Origin of the sequence: Paenibacillus sp. FSL R5-0473 (genome assembly GCF_038004565.1) — a bacterium.
In the GTDB taxonomy this organism is placed as follows: Bacteria; Bacillota; Bacilli; order Paenibacillales; family Paenibacillaceae; genus Paenibacillus; species Paenibacillus amylolyticus.
On record NZ_JBBORL010000001.1, the window covers coordinates 1,922,822 to 1,948,679 of the forward strand.

The window sequence follows — 25,858 nt, forward strand, 5'->3', positions numbered from 1 at the left end:
CCGATACAAAGACACATAAGGGGGATTCTCATGTCGCGTTCGTTCGAGAGAACGGTTAAGAAAAATTCCAAGCAGTTAAATCAGCAACGCAAAAAAAGTGGTCAACCAATCACGGGTACACCAGGTGAAGAAGTCTTTAAGGGACGCAGCTTGTTGTTCCCAATATTTTTGATCGGTCTCGCCTTTTTGTATCTGTTTATGAGCACATTCCTTGTGCAAGCTCCAATGACAACTTGGGACTGGGTGACCATGCTGCTTTACGTATTTTTGGCAGTCATCTTCATGCTTCGCCGTCCATACATCAAGATTAGCAGTAATCGGATTATAACGACGAAGGGTAATCGTGAACGTTCAATTGGGGTTGACGATATTGTCAAATTCAGAATTGAACCAGGTACAGTTGTTATTGAACATAACAGTCGCGGGAAAAGATGGGTGTTTACCAAGTTATTGAACCGTTACGATACAGATGCGATTGCAGAACGTTTGCTGAAGTTTGCAAAAGCACACCAGATCACCGTGGAAACCGTCGAAAAGTAATTATTGCATAAAGGGGTAGATGATCGGAATGGCGTTAAAAGCGATTTTGTTCGACCTAGATGATACTTTATTATGGGATGAGCGTAGTGTTCGAGAAGCTTTTCATGAGACTTGTCTAATCGCAGCGCAAGAGACTGGGGTAAAACCAGAAGAACTTGAAGAAGCTGTTCGTAATGAGGCACGTGGGCTGTATGAATCATATGAAACCTTTCCTTTTACCAAAATGATTGGAATCAATCCGTTTGAAGGCCTTTGGGCTAACTTTACTGGTGGGGATCAACCTGAGTTCCGTCAGTTGGAGCAGCTTGCTCCAGTTTACCGTAAAGAATCCTGGCGTCGTGGCTTGTTGAAGTTGGGTATAGATCGGGAAGATCTTGCTGAACAACTGGCTACGCAGTTTGGAGTAGAACGGAGATCCAGACCACATGTATACGAAGAAACGATGGATACCTTGCGTCAGTTACATGGCAAGTACAAACTGTTGTTGTTAACGAACGGTTGTCCTGCTTTGCAACAAGAGAAGTTGGATGGTGTACCTGAATTGACTCCGTTCTTTGATGAGATTATTATCTCGGGTAACTTCGGAAAAGGAAAACCAGATCCGTCGATATTTGAACATGCTTTGAGTAAACTGGGTGTTAAACCCGAAGAAAGCATGATGGTTGGAGACAAGTTAACGACTGATATTCGTGGTGCTTTATCATCTGGCATCCAATCCGTATGGATTAACCGTGAGCATAAGACCAACAATGAAACGTATGCGCCAGACCATGAAATAACACATTTATCAGAATTAAATCAGCTTATTGCTAATTTCTAAGCGGAATCAGTTATAACATCTTTCCTCAGCACCCTGAAACATTGGAAGCTTCAATGAACGATGATGTCGTTCTTGAAGTTACCAATGTTTTTTTATTTGAGCTTGTTGAGTAAATTACCTTGTTAAAAGAGATCTCTATTTTTTTTGCTTAAAGTTATTGAAATTAGAGGGAAGCTGGATTAGAATGTAACTAACATACTAGTATGACTAGTATTTAGATTGTCATAAAGCAATATCTTTTTGACTTACTTCATTAAATGGAGGCAGGGAGTTATTGCTTATTATTTTCGATTGATTGTAAGCGCTTAATATTTTAGAGTATCTTCTTCCGATTTGGAGATCACACCACTTAGTAAGTGCTAATTAATGATGTGAAGCACTTTGGATTGTGTGATTCTACATAATACATCAAATTGATATCGCTTACATTTAGCAATTATCTATTTGGTAGTGGGGGTGAAGTTAAAGGAGTTGTTGTCTTCTACTAGAGGAGAAACGATGGGAACTGTACATGAATTACTCTTACTTATCAAGTCCTGGATCGGAGTGAAAACACATGGAGTCGGAAACCGCTAAAACAACGTTAACCATGACATCTTTACGTAAAGAGAGCAGATTACGAACGGCAGCAACTTTGTTCCGCAAAGACTGGCAGCTGTATTCACTATTAATCCTTCCCATCATTTATCTCCTTATTTTCAAATATGGACCGATGATTGGTAATGTGATTGCGTTCAGACGTTTTGTTCCCGGGGGAAGTATATTTGGAGAAACTTGGGTTGGATTAAGGTACTTTAAAATGTTCATTGAGGACCCTACCTTCTGGAGAGTATTCGGTAATACGCTGATGTTAGGCGGACTTGCGTTACTCTTTACATTCCCGGTTCCAATCATTTTTGCCTTGATGCTTAACGAAGTGAAAAGTAAACGATTCAAGAAGTTTGTACAGACCGCGTCATATCTGCCTCATTTTCTGTCCATCGTTATCGTTGCGGGTATGATCCTGCAGCTGACAGCAGTGAATGGTTCCATTAATGGACTGGTGGCTTTCTTCACCGGAGACAATATTCCTTTTATGCAGCGGGCTGAGTGGTTCAGAACAATCTATATCACTTCTGAGGTATGGCAGGGGATGGGTTGGGGAGCGATTCTGTATCTGGCTGCACTGACAACCATTGATGATTCTTTGTATGAAGCTGCGCGTATCGATGGTGCCAATCGGTGGAAGCAAACGATTCATGTAACGTTACCAGGGATCTTGCCAACGATTGTGACGTTATTGATTTTGAACATGGGTAATTTCCTGGCAGTTGGATTTGAAAAAATCTTACTCTTGTACAATCCACTTATCTACGAGACATCTGATGTGATCTCCACTTACCTGTATCGGGTTGGACTGGAATCCAGTAACTTCAGTTATGCTACCGCAATTGGCTTGTTCGAATCGCTGATCGGTCTGATTCTGGTGTTCTCCGTAAATGCCATTTCACGCAGACTGACACAAAGAAGCTTATGGTAAAGGAGGAGCACCATGCAGGAATCCAGATCTTACAAGGTATTTAAAGTATTCAATGTCATCTTTCTGCTGTTCGTGGTATTTATAACGCTCTATCCATTCTTAAATGTCGTGGCACAATCCTTCAGTAGTGAGTCCTATATTAATTCGGGTAAGGTTAGTTTGTTCCCAAGAGGATTCAATGTGGAGACATACAAGACCATCTCACGTGACAGCATGTTCTGGACGAATTATAAAAATACGATTATCTATACTGTAGTAGGTACATTAATCTCCATGTTTATGACGACTATTTTCGCCTATGCCCTGTCCAAAAAGAGGTTGATGGGTCGCAAGTTTCTGACGATGTTCGCCGTATTTACCATGTTCTTCAGTGGTGGATTGATTCCAAACTATGTGTTGATTAATTCCCTTGGGTTCAACAACACCATGTGGGCACTTGTTGTTCCTGGCGCAATTAGCATATACAACATGCTGATCATGAAGTCATTTTTTGAAAATATGCCTGAAGAACTGGAGGAAGCTGCCTCCATTGACGGTTTGAACACCTACGGGATCTTGCTACGCATTATATTGCCGCTTAGTAAAGCCGTTATGGCAACTATGGTGCTGTTCTACGCAGTAGGTCATTGGAATTCCTGGTTCCCAGCTTTTCTGTATTTGGACAAAAAAGAACTGTTCCCTGTCACCATTTATTTGCGCAATATGATTGCAGGAGCGACAAGTGGGGCATCTGCCGGTGCAACCTCAGCTGATAACCTGACACAGATTGCTGCTAATATTAAGTCAGTAACGATGGTATTAACCATCTTGCCGATACTCACCATCTATCCATTTGTCCAAAGATACTTTGTAACCGGTATCATGTTAGGGTCTGTTAAACAGTAATACGCAGCAGCTATATAAATTGAACTAAAGATGATTTACACGGAACACTCCGATGACAGAATAACCTTTCAATTGCTGTTATCCCCAGATTTTTTCGAATCCCTTTGTAAAAGGGAGAATCCGGTGATAGCATATGCTTCCGATGCAGCTTTCTTTCAGAAAGCTTGTAGGCGAGCGCTTCGCTTTTTATTGATTAAAAAGTTTTAAGTCAAGGTCAACCTAAACCAAATTCAGGGGGATAACCTAAATGAATCAAAAGCCACGTAAGTTTGTTGGTAAAATGGTGTTGGCATCAATGATGACCGTTGTTCTGGCAGCATGTAGCAGCGGTACCGGAACTGGAGGTGACGTCACAGAAGTTCAAACCAAGGCAGCGATGGAGACGTACAATGTAGGGGATACATTCAAGGCGACTGAGCCGTTTAATCTATCGATACTGTATAGTGATCAACCTACCTATCCGTACAAAAAAGACTGGTTGCTTTTCGAAAAGATGACTGAAATGACTGGTGTTACACTTGAGCCAACGATTGTTCCTATGAGTGACTATTCTCAGAAGAGATCTCTTCTAATCAGTTCTGGTGATGCACCGCTGGTTATTCCAAAGACCTATCCTGGTGAAGAATCTGCTTTTGTATCTTCCGGTGCGATTCTGCCCGTTAGTGATTATATTGATTTGATGCCCAACTTCAAGGATAAAGTGGAAAAATGGGGATTGGAAGAAGAAATCGAAGGACTTCGACAGGAAGATGGCAAGTATTATGTACTCCCGGGTCTGCATGAAGAAGTATGGCCAGATTATACATTAATCGTAAGAACAGATGTTTTTGAAGAAAATAACATTGCTATCCCAACCACATGGGATGAACTGTATGACGCTGCAAAGAAACTCAAAGAGCTGTACCCGGATTCCATTCCGTTCTCGGACCGATTCCAATTTAATAGCACATTAGGTATTGCGGCTACCGGCTTTGGTACCAAGGCTGGATGGGGTTTTGGTAACGGATTGACGTATAAGGAAGATCAGGATGAATTTGTATATACGGCTACTACGCCGGAGTATAAGGAAATGCTAACGTACTTTAACAAGTTGGTATCCGAAGGATTGCTGGACAAAGAAAGTTTCACACAGGATGATGATCAGGCTGTACAGAAATTTGTATCCGGCAAATCATTCATGATTAACGGTAATTCCCAAACGGTGGTGCTGCACCGAAATGATATGAACAAAACGCTGGGAGAAGGCAAATACTCTGTTGCGAAGATTACAGTTCCTGGTGGGCCAAAAGGGCAATTAATGTCTGGCTCCAGACTTGAAAACGGTGTTATGATATCCGGAAAAATTCAAAAAAGCGAAAACTTCAAAGCCATTATGCAATTTGTGGATTGGTTATACTACAGTGATGAGGGTCAAGAGTTTGCCAAATGGGGCGTTGAAGGCGAAACATTTACCAAAGAGGGCGGAAAACGTAAATTGGTAGAAGATGTGAACTACAATGGCTTGAATCCTAAAGGCACGAAGGATCTGCGTATTGACTTTGGTTTCTCTGGTGGAGTATTTGCCTACGGTGGTACCACAGATCTGCTGCAATCGATGTTTAGTGAAGAAGAGTTGAAATTCCAGCAAGACATGAAGGATACCAAGGAAGTGATCCCGGCAGAACCACCAATTCCTTACTCTTCAGAGGACCGTGAACGGGTGACACTTCTGAGTACACCACTGAAAGATTATTCGGATCAAAATACACTTAAATTTATCTTGGGTGAGCGGGACTTGTCTGAATTCGATACGTTTGCCAAAGAGCTGGATAGTCAAGGATTATCTAATTATCTGAAGCTGGCAAATGACACGTACAAGGCCTACAAAGAAAACAAGCAATAATATAGTTGATGTTGGCCAGATTACCGTTTCACACCGATATATAAGTGGAACGGTAATTTGTGCTAAGATGAATGAATACGGCTGATAGAAAGAGGTCTAGGCATGTCACTTAATCAAAAAATTAGAGGCTCGACCCGGGCATATTCATATAACCTGTTAAAAGAACGAATTCTTCACCTGGAACTTAAGCCGGGTACCAAGATTTCAGAGAAAGAGATTGCAGATGAACTGCAGGTGAGCAGAACACCCGTGAGAGAAGCATTCATGAAGCTTGCTGAAGAAGAACTGCTGGACATTATTCCCCAGAGTGGAACGATCGTCTCTCATATTAATCTGGAGCATGTGGAAGAAGGCAGATTTATGCGGGAGAAGATGGAGAAGGAAATCGTGACTTTGGCTTGTGTTTCTTTTCCTGAAGAGTTCAGATTTCGACTTGAAACCAACATTGCAATGCAGGAAGTCTGTATAGGAAAAAACAATTTCTATCGACTTTTTGAACTGGATGAAGAGTTTCATCAGATTTTGTTTCAGGGCACGGGTAAGCTGAGAACATGGAAAATGTTGCAACAACTGAATATTCCGTTTAATCGGTTGCGTTTATTACGTCTAGCGGAGGACTCCAACCTGGAGGTCATTATCTCCCAGCACAAAGAGATTTATCGTCTTATCACAGAGCGTCAGACCGAGCAAGCTGTTCAGGTGATGGAAGCTCATCTTAGACTAGTTGTTATTGAACAGGAATCGATAAGGGCGAAATACCCGCATTATTTTGTATAATGCACCGATGTTGTATACTACTCTCCATATGCATATGCGAAAACCCCTGTTCAATTGAACAGGGGTTTTGGTTAAGCAAGTTGTAACACGAGAGTGTTAGGCTTGTTTGATAAATGTAGGATCAGGGTATGGATCTGCAATCCAGCCATCTTTTTCGATGAACAGACGTACAGCAATAATTTGTTTGTTCTCCATTAATGTGAAGAAGTGCGGTGTATTCTCAGGTACAGAGATAACGTCTCCTGGAGACAGTTCTACATTAAAGTAGCCCACATCATCTGTAGCTTTGATAACAAAGATTCCTTTACCAGCGACAATTGCACGGATCTCATCTTCAGCGTGGGTGTGGATCTCTTCGAACTTGGCCAGCTTTTCTTCGATATCTGGTGTTTGTTCGGACAGCGTGATGACATCCCAGATCTGGTATCCGCGACGTGCAGCCAAATCTCTGATTTCATAATCGTAAGTTTCCAAAACCTCGGTTTTCTGTTCATCAGTTAATCCAAAGTTATTTTGCAGATCAGTGTTCAGTTTGGAAGCGTCCCACTTCTCATATAATACTTCGTATTTGTTCAAGAAATTTCGAACATTTTCGTCACCAGTGATGCGTTCGTTCGTATTTCGGATAACAATTTCAGCCATGTTCTTTCCCTCTTTTCCACTTGGTTTAATTGAATTATATCGGATTGCTTTGTTTTTGTCGATTCTCAAATTCCGTTCATATTCGTGCAAACCCGCCATCTTTCGGGACCAAACCCGATCTTTCACATTAAGTTAGTTTCTGTTAAACTAAGATCTAACGTTTTGCGGGGGTGAAGATATTGGATAAGATTAGTCTACACGATGCATTAAAACAACGAATATTAATCCTCGACGGTGCAATGGGGACCATGATTCAACAAGTTGATCTGACTGGCGAAGATTTTGGCGGCGAAGATCTGGATGGATGTAATGAAATGTTAGTGCTTACTCGTCCAGAACTGATCCAGCGCATTCATGAAGAATATCTGGAGGCGGGCGCCGATTTAATTGAAACCAATACATTTGGTGCCACATCCGTTGTGCTTGCTGAGTACGATATTCAGGATCGGGCACGCGAGATCAACCTGGAAGCAGCCAGAATTGCGAAAGCTGCGGTTGATCGTTTCTCTACACCTGAATCTCCACGTTATGTGGTAGGTGCGATGGGACCAACAACCAAAACACTGTCTGTAACTGGGGGCGTAACGTTCCAGGAACTTATCGACAGTTATTTGGAGCAAGCGCTTGCTTTAATAGAGGGAGGCGTTGATGCGCTACTACTCGAAACCTCACAGGACACCCTCAATGTAAAAGCAGGCAGCATTGGAATTCAGCAGGCCTTCGAACAGAGTGGTGTTACACTGCCCCTGATGATATCAGGAACGATTGAACCGATGGGAACGACCCTTGCAGGTCAGAACATCGAATCCTTTTATATATCCTTAGAACACCTTAACCCAATTTCGGTAGGACTAAACTGTGCTACGGGTCCGGAGTTCATGCGTGATCACATTCGCTCACTTTCCGGAATGGCATCGGTTGCCGTTAGTTGTTACCCGAACGCGGGTCTTCCGGATGAGAATGGTAATTACCATGAGTCACCAGACTCGCTTGCTCAGAAGATTGGTGCTTTTGCCGAACAGGGCTGGTTGAATATTGCTGGTGGATGTTGCGGGACAACCCCTGCACATATTCGGGCGATGCGCGATACACTTGCCCAGTACCCCCCAAGAGAAATGAACGGAACACATCCACCGGCATTGTCTGGTATAGAACCGATCTACATCGAACAGGACAATCGCCCATATATGGTCGGAGAGCGTACAAATGTGCTGGGATCACGGAAATTCAAACGCCTCATTGTAGAAGGCAAATATGAAGAAGCCTCGGAAATTGCACGTGCTCAAGTGAAAAATGGAGCGCACATTGTCGATGTGTGTGTACAAGACCCAGACCGCGAAGAGTCTGAAGACATGGTGAAGTTCCTTGAATTGGTTGTAAAAAAAGTGAAGGTTCCTCTCATGATTGATACGACAGATGCTTCAGTAATTGATCTGGCCCTCCAGTACTCGCAAGGTAAAGCGATAATTAACTCCATTAACCTTGAGGATGGCGAAGAGAAATTTGAGCTGATTACACCGTTGCTTCATAAATATGGTGGTGCAGTAGTTGTCGGAACGATTGACGAACGGGGTCAGGCGATTAGTCGGGAAGACAAGCTTGACGTAGCCAAGCGCTCATACGATCTGCTGGTGAACAAATATGGTCTCAAACCAGAAGACCTCATTTTCGATACGTTGGTGTTCCCGGTAGGTACGGGAGATGAACAGTACATCGGTTCAGCCAAAGAAACCATTGAAGGTATAAGAGTGATTAAGGAAGCGATGCCAGAATGTCATACGATCCTCGGGATCAGTAACATTTCATTCGGACTGCCTGAAGCGGGCCGTGAGGTGCTGAACTCAGTATTCTTATATGAATGTACCAAAGCAGGTCTTGACTATGCGATCGTGAACACAGAGAAACTGGAGCGTTATGCCTCCATTCCTGAAGAAGAACGCAGACTCTCCGAAGAGCTTTTATATAACACGAATGATGAAACTCTGGCGGCGTTCGTAGCGGCGTTCCGTAACAAGAAGGTTGAGAAGAAGGAAAAAATCTCAAACCTTTCATTAGAAGAGCGTCTCGCTTCATATGTTGTGGAAGGAAGCAAAGAAGGATTGCTGCCGGATCTGGAGCAGGCACTTGCCAAATACACAGCACTTCAAGTGATTAACGGTCCACTGATGCGTGGGATGGAGGAAGTAGGTCGTCTCTTTAACAACAATGAGTTGATTGTAGCTGAGGTGTTGCAGAGTGCGGAGGTTATGAAGGCTTCTGTAGCATATCTGGAGCAATTCATGGAGAAGAACGAGACTTCGGTTAAAGGCAAGATCATTCTCGCCACGGTCAAGGGCGATGTGCATGACATCGGTAAAAACCTGGTTGAGATCATCCTGTCCAATAACGGTTACCGAATCATTAATTTGGGTATAAAAGTACCACCAGAACGTATCATTGAGGCATACCGGGAAGAAAAAGTCGATGCGATCGGCCTCTCGGGTCTATTGGTAAAATCAGCGCAACAGATGATTCTTACCGCTCAGGATTTGCGAACAGCAGGTATTGATGTGCCTATTATGGTTGGCGGAGCGGCGCTAACACGCAAATTCACCAAAAATCGTATCCGTCCTGAATATAACGGAATGGTTGTATATGCCAAAGATGCGATGGATGGTCTGGATCTGGCGAACAAATTGATGAATCCTGTTTCACGTGAAGTGATGCAACTGGAGATGGAAGCAGAAAAAGAAGCTGATGCTTCAGGTGCTGTAGCTGTTCAGACTCTTCCAGAGCTTACGCGAGTGGAGCGTTCGGATATTGCTGTAGATCATCCGGTTCTTGTACCGCCTGATCTGGAGCGGCATACGATGCGTAACTATCCTTTATCACATATCCTGCCATATGTGAACATGCAGATGTTGCTTGGACATCATCTGGGGTTGCGCGGTTCAGTAGAACAACTGCTTGCTTCAGGTGATAAGAAGGCTACCGACCTGAAAGCAGTCGTGGATGATATCATGCAGGAAGCTGTTCGTGACGGGATTATTCAGGCGCATGCCATGTATCGTTTCTTCCCGGCTCAGTCCAGTGGTAACAGCGTCATTATCTATGATCCAAAGGACACCAGTAATATTTTGCATACATTTACGTTCCCACGTCAAAAAGTCGAGCCGTTCCTGTGCCTGTCCGACTTCCTGAAACCTGTTGAATCCGGTCAGATGGATTACGTTGGTTTCATGGTTGTTACGGCCGGACACGGTGTACGTGAACTATCCACGGCGTGGAAAGATCAAGGGGATTACCTTCGCTCGCATGCTCTGCAATCCGTAGCGCTTGAAGTAGCAGAGGGATTAGCTGAACGTGTGCATCATATGATGAGAGATATATGGGGATTCCCGGATTCTGCCCAGATGACCATGAAGCAACGTCACGGTGCACGTTATCAAGGGATCAGAGTATCTTTTGGATATCCGGCTTGTCCGGATCTGGAAGACCAGGGGCCGCTGTTCAAGTTACTACAGCCTGAGGATATCGGTGTGGAATTGACGGAAGGTTTCATGATGGAACCTGAAGCTTCCGTATCAGCGATGGTATTCAGCCACCCGCAAGCTAAGTATTTTAATGTAGAGAAGGCATAAATTCAGTAGAGTGTCAGGCAAAGCCCTCCGCATTGTCGGAGGTTTTTTGCTGGCAACAGAAAGAGGTGCGATCCAGAATGGAACTATATTTCCTGGGAACTAATGCTGGTGTACCTACGCTTCAACGGAATGTAACTTCCATTGGGCTACGCATGTTGGATGAGCGCAGAGCTTTGTGGTTGTTTGACTGCGGGGAAGGAACGCAGCACCAGATTTTAAGTTCTCCGCTTAAACTAAGCAAATTGGAGAAAATATTCATTACTCACCTGCATGGTGATCATGTATTTGGACTTCCAGGACTGCTTTCGAGCAGAGCCTATCAAGGTGGCACCACACCATTAACCGTATATGGTCCGCCAGGTACGGAACGAATGATCAGTACAACAATGGAGTTGAGCCAATCCCGGGTTAACTATGATCTGAATATCGTGGAACATACGGGCGGTGTCCTGTTCGAGGATGACAGTTTTATCGTGGAAGCTGCTTTGCTTGAGCATCGGATTGACAGTTATGGATACCGGATTACCGAAAAAGATCGTCCAGGAAGCCTGGACCCAGCCAAACTGGCGGAATATGGTTTGAAGCCAGGCCCATTGTTCGGCCGACTGAAACGTGGAGAAACCATTACGCTGGATAACGGTGATTCGCTTCGTCCAGAAGATGTATTGGGAGCGCCAAAACGAGGTATGGTGATCACCATATTGGGTGATACACGTCCATGTGACAACGTACAGCCACTTTCCATCAATGCAGATGTACTTGTACATGAAGCTACATTCATGCATGATCTGGCCGATACAGCGCATGAGTACTATCATAGTACTTCTAAGCAAGCGGCAGAAGCGGCTAGAGCAGCCAATGTAGGGCAACTAATCATGACTCACTTTAGTTCACGCTATAAGGATGAGGATCAACTTCAGCCACTTTTGGAAGAGGCGCAGTCCGTATTCCCGAATACCAGACTTGCAAACGAACACCAGCTTATTCCTGTCGTGCATCGCAAGCAAGAATCTTAACCCTGATTGCGAACCAGTGCACGGCTAAACACGTCATATAAAGATCCGGGTAATTGCACGGGACTGAGGGAGAGGAACTCCCGCGGTCCCTTTTGCAATCTGGTCAGAAAGCGTGTAGGATGGGCAATATGAAGAGGGAAATGATTCAAATTATTTTCCGGGAAAGCGCAGGAAATGACAAGCTTGTACAGAAGACGCGCGAGTTAAACCGTCGGTGTTCGATCCGGTTCGACTTGTTGCGTGCATATGCCAGCAAGCCATTATTTTTTGCCTGAATACATAGGTTCGCGGTCAAGTTCGAGGTAAATGATTAAGGACATGAAACGTTAATGGAATGAAGAAAGGAAGTGCTGTGTGTGATTAAGGCCTATCTGATTGACTTGGATGGTACGCTCTATCATGGCAGACATCGTATCGAAGGAGCCGATCAGCTTATTCGAACACTGCAAGAGCTAGGAAAGCCGTATTTATTCGTAACAAATAATTCTTCCCGTACACCACAAGGTGTGGCAGATCATCTGAACGGGATGGGCATACCTGCGGACGCGTCTCAAGTATGTACTTCTGCTGTGGCGGCTGCTGAATATGTTGCTGAAGATTCCCCGGGTGCAAAAGTGGCATGTATTGGAGAAGCAGGACTGCTGGAAGCCATAGAAGAAGCAGGACTACAGCTGACGGAAGATGCACCAGATTACGTGATACAGGGGATTGACCGTGAATTTTCCTATCATAAACTGACCAAGGCGCTAAGGTGGATTAATGCGGGATCAAAATTCATCATGACCAACCCGGATCTGCAGCTTCCTTCCGATGATGGACTGACACCTGGGGCGGGGACTATTGGAGCAGCAATTGAAGCAGCAACCGGAGTTCATCCTACCGTTATTGGCAAGCCATCGAGTGTTATAATGAAGTCAGCCATTAGCCGGCTAAACCTGGCGTCTCATGAAGTGGCAGTGATCGGAGATAATATGCGAACCGATATTGCAGCTGGAGTGGCAGCAGGGTGTGAGACGCTGTTGGTACTTACCGGTGTGACAACACGGGATAATATGGATGGACACATTCAAGCAGCGAAGGCTCGACCTGATCATGTGTTTGAAGATTTGCATAAATTGATGGAGTGGCTGTCGCAAGAGGCAGACCAAGCTTCCAAAAAGGGGTAATGTACGATGCCGGAACTGCCGGAAATGGAAAATTACCGGACCTTGCTGTCCGAGAAAATACTTGATCTACTGATTACAGGTGTGGTAATTAACCGCGATAAAACGATAAATACGGAGCCTGATCTGTTTATCAATGAACTTACAGGTAATCGCATCATATTTGTTGAACGCCGAGCGAAGCATCTGATTTTCCACTTGGCTAATGGCAAACGTCTGGTGCTGCACCTCATGTTGGGTGGTATGATTTTCTGGGGCACGGAAGAAGAACGTCCTGATCGTTCCACACAAGTGGAAATTCAGTTTGGCGATCACATTTTATTCTTTATCGGACTACGCTTGGGTTATTTACATCTGCTTACTTCGAAAGAAACCGAAGAGGCGATGTCTGATCTTGGACCTGAACCTTTGGATCGACGGATGAATGTGGAACGTTTTGCTTCCCTGTTGAAAGGCCGCCGGGGTACGCTCAAGACAACACTGGTAAACCAACATATTATTGCGGGGATTGGCAATTGTTATTCGGATGAGATTGCTTTTGCTGCCGGTCTGAGACCAAGCTCCAAAACGCAGAACATCGCGACTTCACCAGAGTTGACGGAGCGTTTGTTCCATTCAATGCAGTCCGTGTTGCGTGAAGCAGCTTCTGAGGGCGGTTATATGGAAATGCCGCTGATGCAAGGGGATACGAAGACAGGAAGTTTTGACGAGCAATGTCGCGTATACGATCGGGAAGGCGAGACTTGTCCGCGCTGCGGGGGAACGATTGAACGAGTGGAAATTACGGGCAAGAAGGCATTCTTCTGTCCGAAATGCCAGCATGAAGCCTAAAACCGGAATCGGGGCACATGTCAGCACCAGAGGCGGATTTCTTCAGGCAGCCAAGAGAGCACATGTGATGGGGGCAACGGCGTTTCAATATTTTCCGAAGAACCCGCGTAGTCTTGGCCTGAAAAGTCTGGATCTCAAGGATGCTGAGCAGTGCAGGGATTGGTGTGAACAGCAGGGACTTGCATCGATTGCACATTCACCCTATCCCACGAATCCGGCGTTGGGCATGACCCGTGGAGAGGCGGGGTTTCATGCTACAATAGCTTCTATTCGCAATGATCTTGAAATTTCGAATGCTTGCGGTTCTGTTGGGACGGTGGTCCATTTTGGACATATCAAAACAAACGATCCGCTGGAGGGTTATCAGAACCTCATTCATTGTCTGGATACCGCCTTGGAGAATTGGAATGGACACTCAAAGGTACTGATTGAAAATCAGGCAGGTGATCATGGCCCGATGGGCACGACAATGGAAGAAATGATACAGATTCGCAAATTAAGCCGATATCCGGAGCATATTGCTTTTTGTTTTGACACATGCCATGCTTTTGCTTCAGGTTTGTGGTCGTCAGGCAACGAAGCGGCGATGCTCGATAAGGGCAGGGTGCTCGGATACTGGGATAATGTTGCTGCTGTACATTTTAATGATTCCAAATATGCGTCTGGTTTGTGTAAGGATAGACATGCGAGGATCGGACAGGGATATATTGGAAATGAATCAATGAAAGCATTGTTAAATGCGTCTGAGTTCCAAAAAGCGGTTGTTGTGCTCGAGACAGAAACGGGCGAAGATGGAACGCACCGTGATGATATAGCGCTCATGCGTTCCTGGTTATAATGGGGAGAGGAGCGATTGTATGCATGTTTTTTTGGATGACTATCGGGCATGTCCGAAAGGATTTGTTCTGGCAACGAATGCAGAAGAGTGCCTGATGCTGCTAAGAGAAGGTGACGTGGACATTTTGTCTCTGGATTATGAGCTTGGTCCAGATTCGCCCAATGGCGGTGAGGTCGCGGCATCTATTGTACGAGAAGGTTTATTTCCGCGCGAGATCTATTTGCATACGTCCAGTATGTTTGGGAAACGCCAGATGTACGAGATGTTATATAGCAATAAACCGGATTCGGTAACCATTCATAATGGACCAATGACGGGTGAGGTCATGCTGCGTGTTGCCGCGGGAGAAGAAAGTTAATGAAGCCAATTACATCAAAAATGTTAATGCGCAGTGTATGGGAAGGCATGCCACAGGCTGTATTTATATATACCCCTTTATGTGGGACATGTGCGGCAGCCCGTCGTATGTTGGAGGTAGTAGAGCATATGCTGCCAGAAGGTATTTTATCCGAAATGAACATCCATGACATTCCTGAACTTGTACAACAATTTCAAATTTCAAGCGTTCCAGCAGTGATGCTTTTTGACGGCCAGCAAGATGTTCCAAAAATGGTTTATCGGATGAGCTCTGTGGAGCATTTGCTCTCGGAGATCCGGAAGGCGGTGCTGAAATGAGTATAATCTCGATGGAACATGTTTCACTTAGACGAGAAGAGAATCAGATTTTGGATGACGTACATTTGCGCATCGAACAAGGAGAACATTGGGTTATTCTGGGTCGGAATGGTTCTGGCAAAACAACGTTATTGGAAATGATGAACGGATATATGTTTCCAAGCCAGGGGCGCATTGAAGTACTTGGTAATCTGTATGGACAATGTGACGTCAGGGAAGTTCGTAAGGAAATCGGTTATATCAGCCAAACTTTGATTGAGAAACTCACACCAAGAGATCCGGTATGGGAGGTCGTCGCTACAGGAGCTTATGCTTTTTTGCGTTTTTATCAGACAATTCCGGATGAAGTAAAAGCAAAGGCAATGAGTTTGCTGGATGACATGGATTTTGCCAACCTGGCTAACAACCCGCTTGGAACGTTATCCCAAGGGGAGCGCAAAAAAGTCATGCTCGCTCGTTCATTAATGGCCGAGCCAAAATTGTTGATTATGGACGAGCCTTGTGCCGGCCTAGATTTATATGAACGTGAGAAAATGCTGGCTGAGATTGATCGTCTGCGCCAGCGTAACATTACAGTTGTGTATGTAACACATCATGTTGAAGAGATCGTACCTTTATTTACACATGTGGCCTTGATCCGCGATGGACGTATTGCGGCAGCTGGCCCCAAACATGAAGTTTTGACACAAGATACAATTAAGCATACGTACGATGTTCCGGTCGATATCCAGTGGGATAATGGTCGTCCGTGGATACGCGTACGTTCTGGAGGGTAACACAATTTGAGTACACAATCGTCTTGGGAAGAAGGCAACTTCTCCCGTTTTATCTGCACAGCCAATCATGGCTTTGCCCCTTATGCTCAGGAAGAGTTGCGCCGTACGTTTGGTGCGGTGAAGAGCACGGTACTCGTACCAGGAGAAATACTGCTTGCGGGTCTGCCTGTAGCTGAGGAAGAAGTTGCAGATAAGCTGTGGGCAGAGTATCCAACGTTTTTACGTCATATTCAACCTGTTCAGTTTCAGGAGAATACAGAAGATTCGGAGCAGTCTATTGAGAAATTGATTGCATTTGTGTTGAATCATAAGGAATTGAACGGTGCCTCTGTCGTGCTACAGGTACGGAAGACAGAAGGGGCCTTTTGGCAAGAAAATGCAGCCTCATTGAAGCAACTGTTAACTGAAAAGCTGGATGAGTTAGGCAGTGAATGGGTTGTACGTGATGCTGAATATGTCATTTCCGTATTTGCTGCGAATGATATGTTGTATGCTGGCGTATCCAGACCTGAACAGAACCTGTCAGACTGGAGCGGGGGGGCCGTACGTTTTCAAAAAGAAGATGGGCAGATCTCGCGTGCTAAGTTCAAATTGCTTGAAGCCGAGCAAACGTTTGGCATTGACTTTACTTCATTTCATAAAGCACTTGATATCGGGGCTGCACCAGGTGGATGGACCTCGTTCCTGCTTGAACGCGGGCTTGAAGTAACGGCGGTAGATCCGGCGAAGATGGATGCAACGCTGCTGGCATCACCCAAACTGACCTTCTTGAAAAAGAATGCAGGGGATGTGCGCTTCCGCGAAGGAGAATTCGACCTGCTCGTATGTGATATGAGTTGGAGTCCGAAGCTGATGAGCCGACTTGTATCGGATCTTCTATATAGCCTGCAACCCGGAGGAACAGCGATCGTTACCGTGAAGTTATTGCATAAAAAACCGTTGGCAATGATTAAAGATGTCATCGATACGTTTGAGCGTTCACGTATGCAAATTCAACGTTCCAAGCAGCTGTTTCACAACCGGGAAGAGATTACACTTTATATGGTCAAATATTAAGAGATATAGCCTTGATTAAAGCAGCTTAAGGTATTATGAAATTGATTCGATAAGCTCATCAAATTTTGTGCTTTACAATCTGTTCCTGCCTGTACTATAATGATACCAATATTAACCATAACAAACCTGAGGGAAAGCATCCCGAAGCGAACAAAACCGGATATCCGGTCTGTTCTTCTTCGGTGAAGCTTTCCCTTTTTTGTTGTGTATTGAAGGAGGAATTGGTATGAGACATCCGGCCAGGCTGGAACGCGGAAGCCTGCTGGGAGGTAGATATCGTATCGTATCCATTCTGGGAACAGGCGGAATGAGCCATGTATACGAGGCGGAGGATCTGAAGTTGCCGGGCAAGATATGGGCAATTAAAGAGAGTGTAACGATTATGCCATATGAAGGCAGTATGGAGACGGAAGCCGCTCTTCTGACATCACTTCGTCATCCAAGATTGCCGCAAATTGTTGATTTTTTTGTCCCGGATGAAGACGGGTACACGTACTTGGTGATGGAATACATCGACGGGTTAACGCTCAGTGAGTATTTCAAGCAGTGTCGTGGGAAGATCCCGATGGAGCAGTTGACGGAGCTTGTACTTCAATTGCTGGATGTGTTGAGTTATCTGCATAATCTGAATCCACCTGTGATCTATAGGGATCTGAAACCATCAAATATCATGATCACGCCGGAACATGAAGTAAGATTAATTGATTTTGGCATCGCCAGAAGTTACAAACCGCAAAGTGCTGAAGATACCGTTAAGTTGGGAACCGCTGGTTTCGCCGCTCCAGAACAATATGGCTCGGGTCAGACCGATGCGCGTTCAGATCTATATGGACTCGGAGCATTGCTCCTGTATCTTATGACAAGTGGTGCGTATACGGAATGGATTCAGGGTGTGGAAAGCTCTATCCGGAGTGATGTTCCGCGGACATACATCCCTGTGGCGAGAAGACTGTTAAGGTATAATGCCGAAGAGCGATTCCAATCTGCCGATGAGGTGCGGAAGGAACTGCTCCGAATACCCGGCGGAACAACGCCTGGTGGAGATACAACGATGACCTTGAATGGGGGAACAAGAGTTATTGCCCTGACTGGTGCTTCATCTGGTGTAGGGGTTACCCATACGGCTATAGCTATCAGTCATTATCTCGAAAGGCAAAACTTCAAAGTAGCTGTGATTGAAATGTCACCTCGCTCTCAATCCTTTGCAAGGATTCAACAAATCGCTCAAGCGGGTAAACCGGTGCCAGCAGGCAGACAGTTTGCAGTCGATGGTGTGCATTATTGGAAACAATCCGGGCGAGCGGATATTTTGTCTTTGCTTGGGGGGAGTTATCAGTTCATCGTGATGGATCTCGGTAGTGGTCAGGATCAGAACCGGCTGGAAGAATTCCTGCGTGCAGATCTACCTATTGTTATAGGCTCAGGTGCCGAATGGAGACAGGCGGAGATTGGTGCTTTTGTTCGATCACATCATCGGTATCCACGAGAGAAATGGATATATTGTCTGCCCCTGGCAGCAAGTGAGGCTGTTCAGCGCATTCGTAAAGCTCTGGATACATCGAGTGTATATGGTCTGCCGTTACATATTGATCCTTTTGACAAGGACGCACAGATGGATAAAGTGTTTTCACATATTTTAATGCATATGATGGCACAGCAGCCCAAGAAACGTTCATTCTTTTCAAGAAGGAAAGTACATGATTAGAAGATTACGAAAGGAGAGCCTCTTTTGTCTAAATTAAGAAAACAAAGCCGTCAACTGATCTATGCCGGACTTATCGGAGCAGGAGCTGTAGGGTTGGTGTTCGGAGGATATGTTATTTACAATGTCAAAACGATGGGGGATGTCAGGTCAGCTGTAGAAGCCCGTTATTTATCGGCATATGAGGAAAAGGAAGCTGAATTAAAGCAACAATGGGATTCGGGAGCACAAGGATGGGTTACGATTCGGGATATTGAAGCAGGTGAACCGATATTACCGGAGGATCTGAAGCTTATTGCTGTTCCGGATGCACAAGCACCGCGAAATCTCTGGTCCAGTACGAAGCAGATGGAAGGCCAAGTCGCCAAAATAGAGTTGAAAAAAGGAACAGCCATTACCACCGAGATGGTGTATGAGGATGTACCGGCTCCGCCTGATTTAAGAAATCGAGAGCTGCAAGTTGTATTACTGCCGTCCTCACTTGTTAAGGGAGATATTATTGATGTTCGTATCCAATTCCCTACCGGACAAGACTATGTTCTCTTATCGAAGAAAAAAGTGGAACGACTCAATGCAGCTACCTTATGGATTACGATGACGGAGGAAGAAATTCTGTCACTCTCAAGTGCAATTGTAGATGCCTATTTACATAAAGCTTCAATCTATGCCTTAACCTATGTAGAACCACAGTTTCAGACACCTGCAATCGCGACGTATCCTGCCAATTCAGAAGTGTTAAAACTGCTGGAGAGTGATCCAAATATTGTTCGACGAGCCGAACAGGAATTATCCAGACAGGTGCGAAGTTCGCTTGAAAGTTCACTGGCCGCTTCCATGACAGCACCGTCAAAAGGGGTTGAACAGGATGTGGCACAATCCTCAGTTACATATAACAGTCGTCCATCAGCCAATAATCCGGCAACGTCGGATGGAGTGATGTGGAATGATGGTTCAGGAAACGGAGCAGGAGCTAATCCTGGAAGCGTAAATGATCCTGCTGAAGCTTTACAAACAGAACAGCAGAGCTTGCTAACGGGTGGAGAATAGAGCGAAATCTGAGGTTTACTTTAGAATAATTCAGATAACAAGGAGTTTTAGAAAAAAGAAAGGAGCTGTAACATCTATGCATACATGGATCTTTGCGGGTTTATGTGAGAAGAATGATCTGATGCTGTATCTTTGCAAGATACTGGCTTCGACAGGCAACAAGGTTTTGCTCGTAGATGGAACCTTACAGCAGAAGTATGGGTACGGTGTAGGTGACAGTCAGCAGTCTTTGCGAATTACGGAATTTGAAGGATTTGATATCGCTTGTCATTTTGTTACTTCAGCAGCAGTAGAGAATCATCTTGAAGTAAATGGCGAGCGATTGGATAGTTATGACTATGTGTTATATGACATGGAGACCTCACATTTTGCTTCACGTAATCTCTGGCTAACCGCTGATGTAAGAGTCTGGGTGAGTGATTATGAGCGTTACAATCTGGAACGTGGCAAGGGCTGGTTGAAGCGGTTGCTTGAAGAACAGTCATTACCTGGTGAGCTGTCATTTCAGCGGCTCTTAATTAACGGGGTTGACTGCAAGCTTGAAGCTCGTTATCTATGGGCGTATCTGGAAGGCAGTCCATTTGTGTGGACAGGAGAATCCTTAGTGCTTCCGTGGGATGAGTTAACAGCTGCGGTTAAGCTTGAGAATGAGCATCATCGCCGAGTTCATCTTGGACCTCTGTCACGAAATTACAAAAAATCGTTGTGTCGCGTGGTCGAGCAGTTAACAGGTTGGGAAAGTGTTCGCAGTCGCCGTGCGATGAAAGAAGCAGAGAGGATGAGAGCATGAGCACCATTACCTTTTGGAGCCCTTTTGCAGGAACAGGTTGCACTTCAAGCACATTAATTAGTGCTTATGCGATGGCACTTCACTATAGGACAAGAGTGTTACTTGTTAATGCAGGCCTTGCCGGAACTGGCACAGAAGCTGCTCTACCATCCAAAGATACGGATTCAGCGGATTTTATGTTCTCCTTTGAAGAGGGTGGCTGGGATGCGATTGAACGGCTGCATTCGAGCGGCAGTCTGAATAAGCACAATCTCAGGGATTATACCAAGCCACTTCTGAAGGAAAGACTTGATTTCCTAACCGGAAGAATTGATGAGATGGAACGTTCCCCGCAGGAACATGGTGAGACTGTGAAAAAGCTGCTAAATGTAGCTAACGAGTATTATGATCTGGTTCTTCTGGATGCGGATCATGCTGGTGTTGATTCACAGCTCAAGCTGCAACAGGCGGACTATGTTGTAATTAATCTAGATCAAAATATGCGAAATCTGGAGTTGTTCTTTGAAGAGATCCTGCCAGAACGAATGAACAATAAGAATATACATGTTGTCATTAACAAATACGATTCGCATTCCCGTGCAACGCTTTCCAATATTCGGCGCCAGTTCAGATACAAAGGCACGATATCTGCGATACCGTACACAACCGGATACCTGGATGCAATGAATCGGCGAGATGTCGCTAGATACTTGCAGTTGGAAAGTTTGACTGAGGATAAGGATATTCGTAAAGGGAGTTTTGCTGCAAGCATGAGCGAACTCGCTCGCCTGATTATGGACGGTGCAGGTATGCGCACAGTTCTGAAGAGGCTGGAAAGGGGAGCCTGAACCTCCGATGCTCTGGAATACCATATGGATAAGTTTGATTTTGATTCTGTGCCTGACTTATATCTGGTTCAAGTATAGAACGTTTCTTCGTGAAAAGAATGCTCGTGTTCCTGAACAGGAATCATTCACGATTGACATGTTGATTGAGAAGGTGAAGAACTCACTTCATGAGCTTAGTCATAGTCAGCTCGCGGATGCGGGTCTGCATGAAGAAGAATATCGTCGAAGAATTAATCAACGTGCCGAGATGAGAAAAGCACTGAAGGGCTGTGTCTCAGGCAGTATCAGCGACAAAACGTATGTCAAAAATCTGATAGGGGATCTCCTGACCCGAAGCATAGGGCTGAACAAATCAAATGTAGATGAAGTTATTTTGTTTGCAGAACCAGATTTGTTGACGGTCCAGGACCGATTCGAAATTGTGTTTTATCTGTACCGACAGCAATTCGGTGTGGATGCACTCTCCCGAATGATTGATACCTACGATCTTGGCAGACTGAGAATGGAGGAAGGTACGGACGACGGAGGAAGTTATTATATCTCTGAGGAGGATATTCAGTATGTGTTCGAGTGCGAATATCGAGAGCTTGGATTCAGAGAAAAGACGGATATCATCGTGCAACGTATCTACCAACATTATAAAGGATTCTCGGTTGTTGATGAGATAAGGGACCAGCGTATTGACGGTGTTAGTGGTGGTGTTAGCGGTATGCTTGATACTCTTCATAATATGGGACTTCGAAAACCGGCATCATGGAATGATTTGCTGGATCAAGGACTGGTGGATGATGCACATGAAGAACCGCTTAGCGGCATGGAAAGTGTCTGGATTTTCTATAAAGGTAAGTCCATTCATCTATCCTTTCTGTCATTCGGAAGCATCCGTGAACTGAAAAGGGTATGCCAGAATATATACAAATACAATTATCCCGGACAGTTGTCGGAAGCAAGTGGATACAAGGTGAACGAGATGAAAGACGGCTCCCGTGTCGTTGTTGTTAGACCTCCTTTTGCAGAATCGTGGGCATTCTTCGTCCGGAAGTTCGATATTCCGAATGCTTCACTTGAACAGTTAATTACGGGTAACAACGCAGATCTGCCAATTACATTGCTTCAATACCTGATGAAGGGAAGCCGGATCACAGCTGTGACCGGGGCGCAGGGTTCTGGTAAAACAACGTTGCTTATGGCTATGGTCAAACACATCTATGCATCGTACACCCTTCGGGTGCAGGAGATGGCGTTTGAACTTCAATTAAGACGGATCTATAGTCGGCGTAATATTTTGAGTTTCCGAGAGACCGAACACATTTCAGGTCAACAAGGGCTTGATTTGCAGAAAAAAACGGATGGTACCGTCAATATTCTCGGTGAGGTTGCGAGTGATGAGGTGGCCGCATGGATGATTCAAATGTCTCAGGTTGCCAGTCTGTTCACCCTGTTTACCCACCATGCCAAAACGTTTCGTGATCTGGTCTTCTCCCTCCGTAATTCCTTGCTCAAGACAGGTATGTTCCAGCATGAGCATATTGCTGAGGAGCAGGTTGTGAGTGTAATCAACTTCGATGTTCATATGAAGAAAGATGCTGAGGGACGAAGATATATCGAACGAATTACGGAGTGTCTTCCTCGTGCGAATCAAGGTGATAGCGTGGAAGAGAGGGCAGGTTTTACATTTCATAATGTTGTGGAGTACAGAGATGGAGCGTATGTTGCAACAGCTCCAATCTCCTCTGGAAGCATGGTGGATATGCGAGAACAGATGACATTAAAGGATGCCGAGAAGTTTGAACTGTTTATGAAGCAACACTGGGGTGATCAGCATGACAATTAAATGGATTTTGCTCCTCGTATTAAGTATTTGTGCAGGAGGTTTGCTGATCACACTTCTGGTTTTAAGTATGTTACGTCACAGAGGAGGTGGTTCAACAAGTCAATCCGGCGTGATTTTTGCTCCTACCGGGAAGGGATTCAAGGGACTGGGATCAATCTTGTTGCAGTCCTACCGTCTTGGAATGAAAGTGCCACTGCTATCAGCTTATATTCTACAGGTGCAGAAACGTATTTCATTCCGCCATGTTGGGGATGAGCCCTCACTTCGCAGGCTGACGATGACAGTGGTTCTAATTATTCTTGGAGGTTATGGCGGCATAAGTGTCATTCTGTTTCTTCTGCAGCCGGGTATCGCTTTTGTAATACTGTCCGTGCTCTGTGCTGTGGTACTAAACAGCCTGGTATTGGATATGTGCCTTAGTCGTATGGAGAAAAGGTTACTGGTGCAGATGTTGGATCTCTTTGCAGATGTAAGGCATCGGTATCATCAGCATGGCATGGTTGAGGAAGCGCTCTATGAAGCCGCTGAAGCAGGTACAGGAGAAGCAGCAGAACAAGTAAGACTGATCTACGAAGCTCTAACTTCTCCAGATCCAAATGAAGCACTTGAGCGTTATTATGAAGTGGCTCCCAACCGTTTTCTCAAAGGATTCGCAGGCGTTTCCTATATGGTCATGGAGTTCGGGGATAAGGACAGAGCACAAGGGTCTATCTATCTCAAGGGACTTGGTAATCTGACTCAGGAGATTCATCTGGAGATTTTGCGGCGTGATAAATTGGATTACCTGCTCAAAGGACTTAATATCATCGCCCTCGCTCCGGTATTATTCACCGCTCCAATCGAACGCTGGGCTAGAGTCAGTTTCCCAACGATGGATGAATTTTATCGCAGCAAAATCGGTTTTGTTACCAAAATATCGATCTATGTGATCATCATCCTTGCTTATTTGCTTCTGCAAAGACTCCAGCAATACGATGAGACCCGTTATCGGTCAGGGCATAAGCATTCATGGTTGGATCAGTTTCTGTACAAGCAAATCTTCATACGGAAATTGGCGATGTTGTTTGCGGCGAAACCTGGCAGTACACAGTACAGTCAAACGATACGGCTCATGAGGGAGAGCAGTTCAGAGTTGAAATACGAATGGCTTGCCATTCGACGAGTGTTGTTATTCGCAGGTTGTTTGGTCCTTACAATGGGTTGCATCTTGCTGTTGCACCAGGTTGAACGTAATCATATCTTGTATGATCCAATCCGCGATGATCGAATGTTTGGTGCAATGGCTGAAGCGGATCTCAGGAAAGCTGAGGAAAAAACAGCGTTGGATCAATCCGTGCTGGAAAGTGTAGAAATGAACCGAGGAGCTACATACGAAGAAGTCTCCAAAGCGTTACAGCAGTTATCTCCAGTTCAGTTAGACCATGATACCCAGAATGAGACCATCACGCGCATTATGCAGAAACTTGAGGTATATAACAAACAATATGTACGCTGGTGGGAAATGATTATAGCCATTCTCATGGGTGCAGCGGGGTACTACATGCCCGTATGGCTCATGTTATTTCAGCGGAAAATGCGAAGGTTGGATATGCGACATGAAATCTATCAATTCCAGACAGTGATTTCCATTTTGCGTGAGATGGACCGGATGTCAGTCGAGGAGATATTGGAGTGGCTAAATCGATTTGCCGTCATTTTCAAGCGCCCGCTCCAAAAATGTTTGTTGCATTTTGAACATGGACCAGAGCTTGCACTTGAACAATTAAAGGAAGAGGCGGGCTTGCCCGAGTTCCAGCGACTGGTTGATAAATTACAGCTTGCCCTTGGCAAAATCTCAATACTTGAAGCCTTCGATGATCTCGAGAGCATGATGGAATTTTATTTTGAACAACGCAAGCAGGAATACAGCAAAATGATAGATGTCAAAGCATCATGGGGCAGAACCATCGGATTTACACCTATGTACGCCCTTATCTTTTTGTATCTGGTCATTCCATTGGTCGGTATGAGTTTCTTGCAGATGAGCATTTATTATGAGCAAATTCAGAAACTGTAGCACAATTCATCTGTGTGACAGTCTGAAATAGTTTAATAACTTATAACTTGGGAGGATTTATCATGAACAATGCATCAAGCGCTTTAAAGGTGGCAGCAGGGATATTCTTAACAATCGCTTTGATCACAATTGTAGTTCTGTTGTTTATTTCGGCTCAGGAGGCAACCAAGACGGCCCAGAACAATTTTGCTGATATCCAGACCGAGTTGTCTCAGGCCGCATTTACGGTGTATGACGGAACAACCATCAGTGGATCTCAGGTAACCAACGCACTACGTAAATATGCGGACAAGGAACAGTTTGGTATTAAAGTGATTACGGGTAAAAATGTAGCTGGTCAATGGTACGGTAATCAGTTGAATATTTCTCAGGATCTCAATAATGCGGATTATGGCTCTGTTATTGGACCTGAAGATAAGGTGGGTATTATTAACCAAACCATGAGTGAAAAAGACAATCAATATGTCAATCCAAGTGGTAAATTCAAAGCCATTATCGTAAAAGACCGTTCTAACGTGGTAAGAGGGCTGATCTTCCAGCAATCCTGACAGGAGTTGGTATA

The 25,858-nt window shown here is 44.8% G+C and carries 24 protein-coding genes; 23 read left to right on the plus strand and 1 reads right to left on the minus strand.

The window, feature by feature from the left end:
- The first annotated feature begins 30 nt into the window (after window positions 1-30).
- From MKY28_RS08425 to MKY28_RS08450, 6 genes are all read left to right on the plus strand, one after another.
- Window positions 31-540 carry a hypothetical protein gene (locus tag MKY28_RS08425; protein ID WP_017688037.1) on the plus strand — a complete coding sequence of 170 codons (510 nt, stop codon included), beginning with the start codon at window positions 31-33 and terminating at the stop codon, window positions 538-540.
- Between the two features lie 28 nt (window positions 541-568).
- A complete protein-coding gene (locus MKY28_RS08430; RefSeq protein ID WP_340937868.1) occupies window positions 569-1,360 on the plus strand; it encodes an HAD family hydrolase in 792 nt (263 codons plus the stop codon).
- A gap of 589 nt (window positions 1,361-1,949) precedes the next feature.
- Entirely contained in the window at window positions 1,950-2,879 is a 930-nt protein-coding gene (locus MKY28_RS08435) for an ABC transporter permease (RefSeq protein ID WP_339177159.1), read from the plus strand.
- Window positions 2,880-2,891: 12 nt separating this feature from the next.
- Window positions 2,892-3,764 (plus strand): carbohydrate ABC transporter permease, encoded by an 873-nt coding sequence (locus MKY28_RS08440; RefSeq protein WP_036613592.1) that lies wholly within the window; start codon window positions 2,892-2,894, stop codon window positions 3,762-3,764.
- Window positions 3,765-4,011: 247 nt separating this feature from the next.
- On the plus strand, window positions 4,012-5,646 hold the full coding sequence (locus MKY28_RS08445) for an ABC transporter substrate-binding protein (RefSeq protein ID WP_340935620.1): 1,635 nt from the start codon (window positions 4,012-4,014) through the stop codon (window positions 5,644-5,646).
- A gap of 102 nt (window positions 5,647-5,748) precedes the next feature.
- The gene (locus tag MKY28_RS08450) at window positions 5,749-6,423 is read left to right on the plus strand and encodes a GntR family transcriptional regulator (RefSeq protein ID WP_076317606.1); all 675 of its coding nucleotides are present in this window, start codon (window positions 5,749-5,751) and stop codon (window positions 6,421-6,423) included.
- 96 nt (window positions 6,424-6,519) lie between these two features.
- Here MKY28_RS08450 and MKY28_RS08455 read toward each other — a convergent pair whose 3' ends face one another.
- Entirely contained in the window at window positions 6,520-7,065 is a 546-nt protein-coding gene (locus MKY28_RS08455; protein WP_047843398.1) for a cupin domain-containing protein, read from the minus strand.
- Between the two features lie 179 nt (window positions 7,066-7,244).
- Between MKY28_RS08455 and metH the strand changes: the two genes are divergently transcribed.
- From metH to MKY28_RS08540, 17 genes are all read left to right on the plus strand, one after another.
- On the plus strand, window positions 7,245-10,685 hold the full coding sequence (gene metH / locus MKY28_RS08460; RefSeq protein WP_340935623.1) for a methionine synthase: 3,441 nt from the start codon (window positions 7,245-7,247) through the stop codon (window positions 10,683-10,685).
- Window positions 10,686-10,762: 77 nt separating this feature from the next.
- Complete coding sequence (gene rnz / locus MKY28_RS08465) at window positions 10,763-11,701, plus strand: ribonuclease Z (RefSeq protein ID WP_017688042.1); 939 nt, start codon at window positions 10,763-10,765, stop codon at window positions 11,699-11,701.
- A 128-nt stretch (window positions 11,702-11,829) separates the two neighbouring features.
- Window positions 11,830-11,976, plus strand: a complete 147-nt coding sequence (locus MKY28_RS08470; RefSeq protein WP_157116158.1) for a hypothetical protein — start codon at window positions 11,830-11,832, stop codon at window positions 11,974-11,976.
- Between the two features lie 81 nt (window positions 11,977-12,057).
- Window positions 12,058-12,867: a TIGR01457 family HAD-type hydrolase gene (locus MKY28_RS08475; protein ID WP_340935625.1), complete on the plus strand. Its 810-nt coding sequence runs from the start codon at window positions 12,058-12,060 to the stop codon at window positions 12,865-12,867.
- A gap of 6 nt (window positions 12,868-12,873) precedes the next feature.
- A complete protein-coding gene (locus MKY28_RS08480) occupies window positions 12,874-13,695 on the plus strand; it encodes an Fpg/Nei family DNA glycosylase (protein WP_091029323.1) in 822 nt (273 codons plus the stop codon).
- Complete coding sequence (locus MKY28_RS08485) at window positions 13,685-14,533, plus strand: deoxyribonuclease IV (RefSeq protein ID WP_340935626.1); 849 nt, start codon at window positions 13,685-13,687, stop codon at window positions 14,531-14,533. The genes MKY28_RS08480 and MKY28_RS08485 overlap by 11 nt, the downstream gene beginning before the upstream one ends.
- A gap of 19 nt (window positions 14,534-14,552) precedes the next feature.
- On the plus strand, window positions 14,553-14,891 hold the full coding sequence (locus MKY28_RS08490) for a cyclic-phosphate processing receiver domain-containing protein (RefSeq protein ID WP_017688046.1): 339 nt from the start codon (window positions 14,553-14,555) through the stop codon (window positions 14,889-14,891).
- Window positions 14,891-15,208 carry a thioredoxin family protein gene (locus MKY28_RS08495; protein ID WP_315372946.1) on the plus strand — a complete coding sequence of 106 codons (318 nt, stop codon included), beginning with the start codon at window positions 14,891-14,893 and terminating at the stop codon, window positions 15,206-15,208. Before MKY28_RS08490 ends, MKY28_RS08495 begins: the two co-directional genes overlap by 1 nt.
- Window positions 15,205-15,984, plus strand: a complete 780-nt coding sequence (locus MKY28_RS08500) for an ABC transporter ATP-binding protein (protein WP_370739065.1) — start codon at window positions 15,205-15,207, stop codon at window positions 15,982-15,984. Before MKY28_RS08495 ends, MKY28_RS08500 begins: the two co-directional genes overlap by 4 nt.
- Before the next feature lie 6 nt (window positions 15,985-15,990).
- Window positions 15,991-17,040: an SAM-dependent methyltransferase gene (locus tag MKY28_RS08505; RefSeq protein WP_036673854.1), complete on the plus strand. Its 1,050-nt coding sequence runs from the start codon at window positions 15,991-15,993 to the stop codon at window positions 17,038-17,040.
- A gap of 226 nt (window positions 17,041-17,266) precedes the next feature.
- A complete protein-coding gene (locus MKY28_RS08510) occupies window positions 17,267-18,745 on the plus strand; it encodes a serine/threonine protein kinase (RefSeq protein ID WP_339186893.1) in 1,479 nt (492 codons plus the stop codon).
- 24 nt (window positions 18,746-18,769) lie between these two features.
- Window positions 18,770-19,789, plus strand: coding sequence for an SAF domain-containing protein (locus MKY28_RS08515; RefSeq protein ID WP_315372301.1), 1,020 nt, complete (start codon window positions 18,770-18,772; stop codon window positions 19,787-19,789).
- Window positions 19,790-19,865: 76 nt separating this feature from the next.
- Window positions 19,866-20,579, plus strand: a complete 714-nt coding sequence (locus MKY28_RS08520) for a hypothetical protein (RefSeq protein ID WP_017688052.1) — start codon at window positions 19,866-19,868, stop codon at window positions 20,577-20,579.
- Complete coding sequence (locus tag MKY28_RS08525) at window positions 20,576-21,406, plus strand: hypothetical protein (RefSeq protein ID WP_315372302.1); 831 nt, start codon at window positions 20,576-20,578, stop codon at window positions 21,404-21,406. Before MKY28_RS08520 ends, MKY28_RS08525 begins: the two co-directional genes overlap by 4 nt.
- Window positions 21,407-21,413: 7 nt before the next feature.
- On the plus strand, window positions 21,414-23,240 hold the full coding sequence (locus MKY28_RS08530) for an ATPase, T2SS/T4P/T4SS family (protein ID WP_340935629.1): 1,827 nt from the start codon (window positions 21,414-21,416) through the stop codon (window positions 23,238-23,240).
- Window positions 23,230-25,296, plus strand: a complete 2,067-nt coding sequence (locus tag MKY28_RS08535) for a hypothetical protein (protein WP_340935631.1) — start codon at window positions 23,230-23,232, stop codon at window positions 25,294-25,296. The genes MKY28_RS08530 and MKY28_RS08535 overlap by 11 nt, the downstream gene beginning before the upstream one ends.
- A gap of 62 nt (window positions 25,297-25,358) precedes the next feature.
- Window positions 25,359-25,844, plus strand: a complete 486-nt coding sequence (locus MKY28_RS08540; RefSeq protein ID WP_017688056.1) for a hypothetical protein — start codon at window positions 25,359-25,361, stop codon at window positions 25,842-25,844.
- Window positions 25,845-25,858 lie beyond the last annotated feature (14 nt).

What these genes read in the sequence shown, in the direction of transcription:
- MKY28_RS08530 (WP_340935629.1), top strand. Translation starts at nt 21,414, where the DNA reads ATGCTCTGGAATACCATATGGATAAGTTTGATTTTGATTCTGTGCCTG.
- MKY28_RS08525 (WP_315372302.1), top strand. Translation starts at nt 20,576, where the DNA reads ATGAGCACCATTACCTTTTGGAGCCCTTTTGCAGGAACAGGTTGCACT.
- MKY28_RS08455 (WP_047843398.1), bottom strand. Translation starts at nt 7,065, where the DNA reads ATGGCTGAAATTGTTATCCGAAATACGAACGAACGCATCACTGGTGAC.
- MKY28_RS08485 (WP_340935626.1), top strand. Translation starts at nt 13,685, where the DNA reads ATGAAGCCTAAAACCGGAATCGGGGCACATGTCAGCACCAGAGGCGGA.
- MKY28_RS08435 (WP_339177159.1), top strand. Translation starts at nt 1,950, where the DNA reads ATGACATCTTTACGTAAAGAGAGCAGATTACGAACGGCAGCAACTTTG.
- MKY28_RS08450 (WP_076317606.1), top strand. Translation starts at nt 5,749, where the DNA reads ATGTCACTTAATCAAAAAATTAGAGGCTCGACCCGGGCATATTCATAT.
- MKY28_RS08520 (WP_017688052.1), top strand. Translation starts at nt 19,866, where the DNA reads ATGCATACATGGATCTTTGCGGGTTTATGTGAGAAGAATGATCTGATG.
- MKY28_RS08445 (WP_340935620.1), top strand. Translation starts at nt 4,012, where the DNA reads ATGAATCAAAAGCCACGTAAGTTTGTTGGTAAAATGGTGTTGGCATCA.
- MKY28_RS08495 (WP_315372946.1), top strand. Translation starts at nt 14,891, where the DNA reads ATGAAGCCAATTACATCAAAAATGTTAATGCGCAGTGTATGGGAAGGC.
- MKY28_RS08540 (WP_017688056.1), top strand. Translation starts at nt 25,359, where the DNA reads ATGAACAATGCATCAAGCGCTTTAAAGGTGGCAGCAGGGATATTCTTA.
- MKY28_RS08480 (WP_091029323.1), top strand. Translation starts at nt 12,874, where the DNA reads ATGCCGGAACTGCCGGAAATGGAAAATTACCGGACCTTGCTGTCCGAG.
- MKY28_RS08430 (WP_340937868.1), top strand. Translation starts at nt 569, where the DNA reads ATGGCGTTAAAAGCGATTTTGTTCGACCTAGATGATACTTTATTATGG.
- MKY28_RS08440 (WP_036613592.1), top strand. Translation starts at nt 2,892, where the DNA reads ATGCAGGAATCCAGATCTTACAAGGTATTTAAAGTATTCAATGTCATC.
- MKY28_RS08500 (WP_370739065.1), top strand. Translation starts at nt 15,205, where the DNA reads ATGAGTATAATCTCGATGGAACATGTTTCACTTAGACGAGAAGAGAAT.
- MKY28_RS08470 (WP_157116158.1), top strand. Translation starts at nt 11,830, where the DNA reads ATGAAGAGGGAAATGATTCAAATTATTTTCCGGGAAAGCGCAGGAAAT.
- MKY28_RS08425 (WP_017688037.1), top strand. Translation starts at nt 31, where the DNA reads ATGTCGCGTTCGTTCGAGAGAACGGTTAAGAAAAATTCCAAGCAGTTA.
- rnz (WP_017688042.1), top strand. Translation starts at nt 10,763, where the DNA reads ATGGAACTATATTTCCTGGGAACTAATGCTGGTGTACCTACGCTTCAA.
- MKY28_RS08490 (WP_017688046.1), top strand. Translation starts at nt 14,553, where the DNA reads ATGCATGTTTTTTTGGATGACTATCGGGCATGTCCGAAAGGATTTGTT.
- MKY28_RS08510 (WP_339186893.1), top strand. Translation starts at nt 17,267, where the DNA reads ATGAGACATCCGGCCAGGCTGGAACGCGGAAGCCTGCTGGGAGGTAGA.
- MKY28_RS08535 (WP_340935631.1), top strand. Translation starts at nt 23,230, where the DNA reads ATGACAATTAAATGGATTTTGCTCCTCGTATTAAGTATTTGTGCAGGA.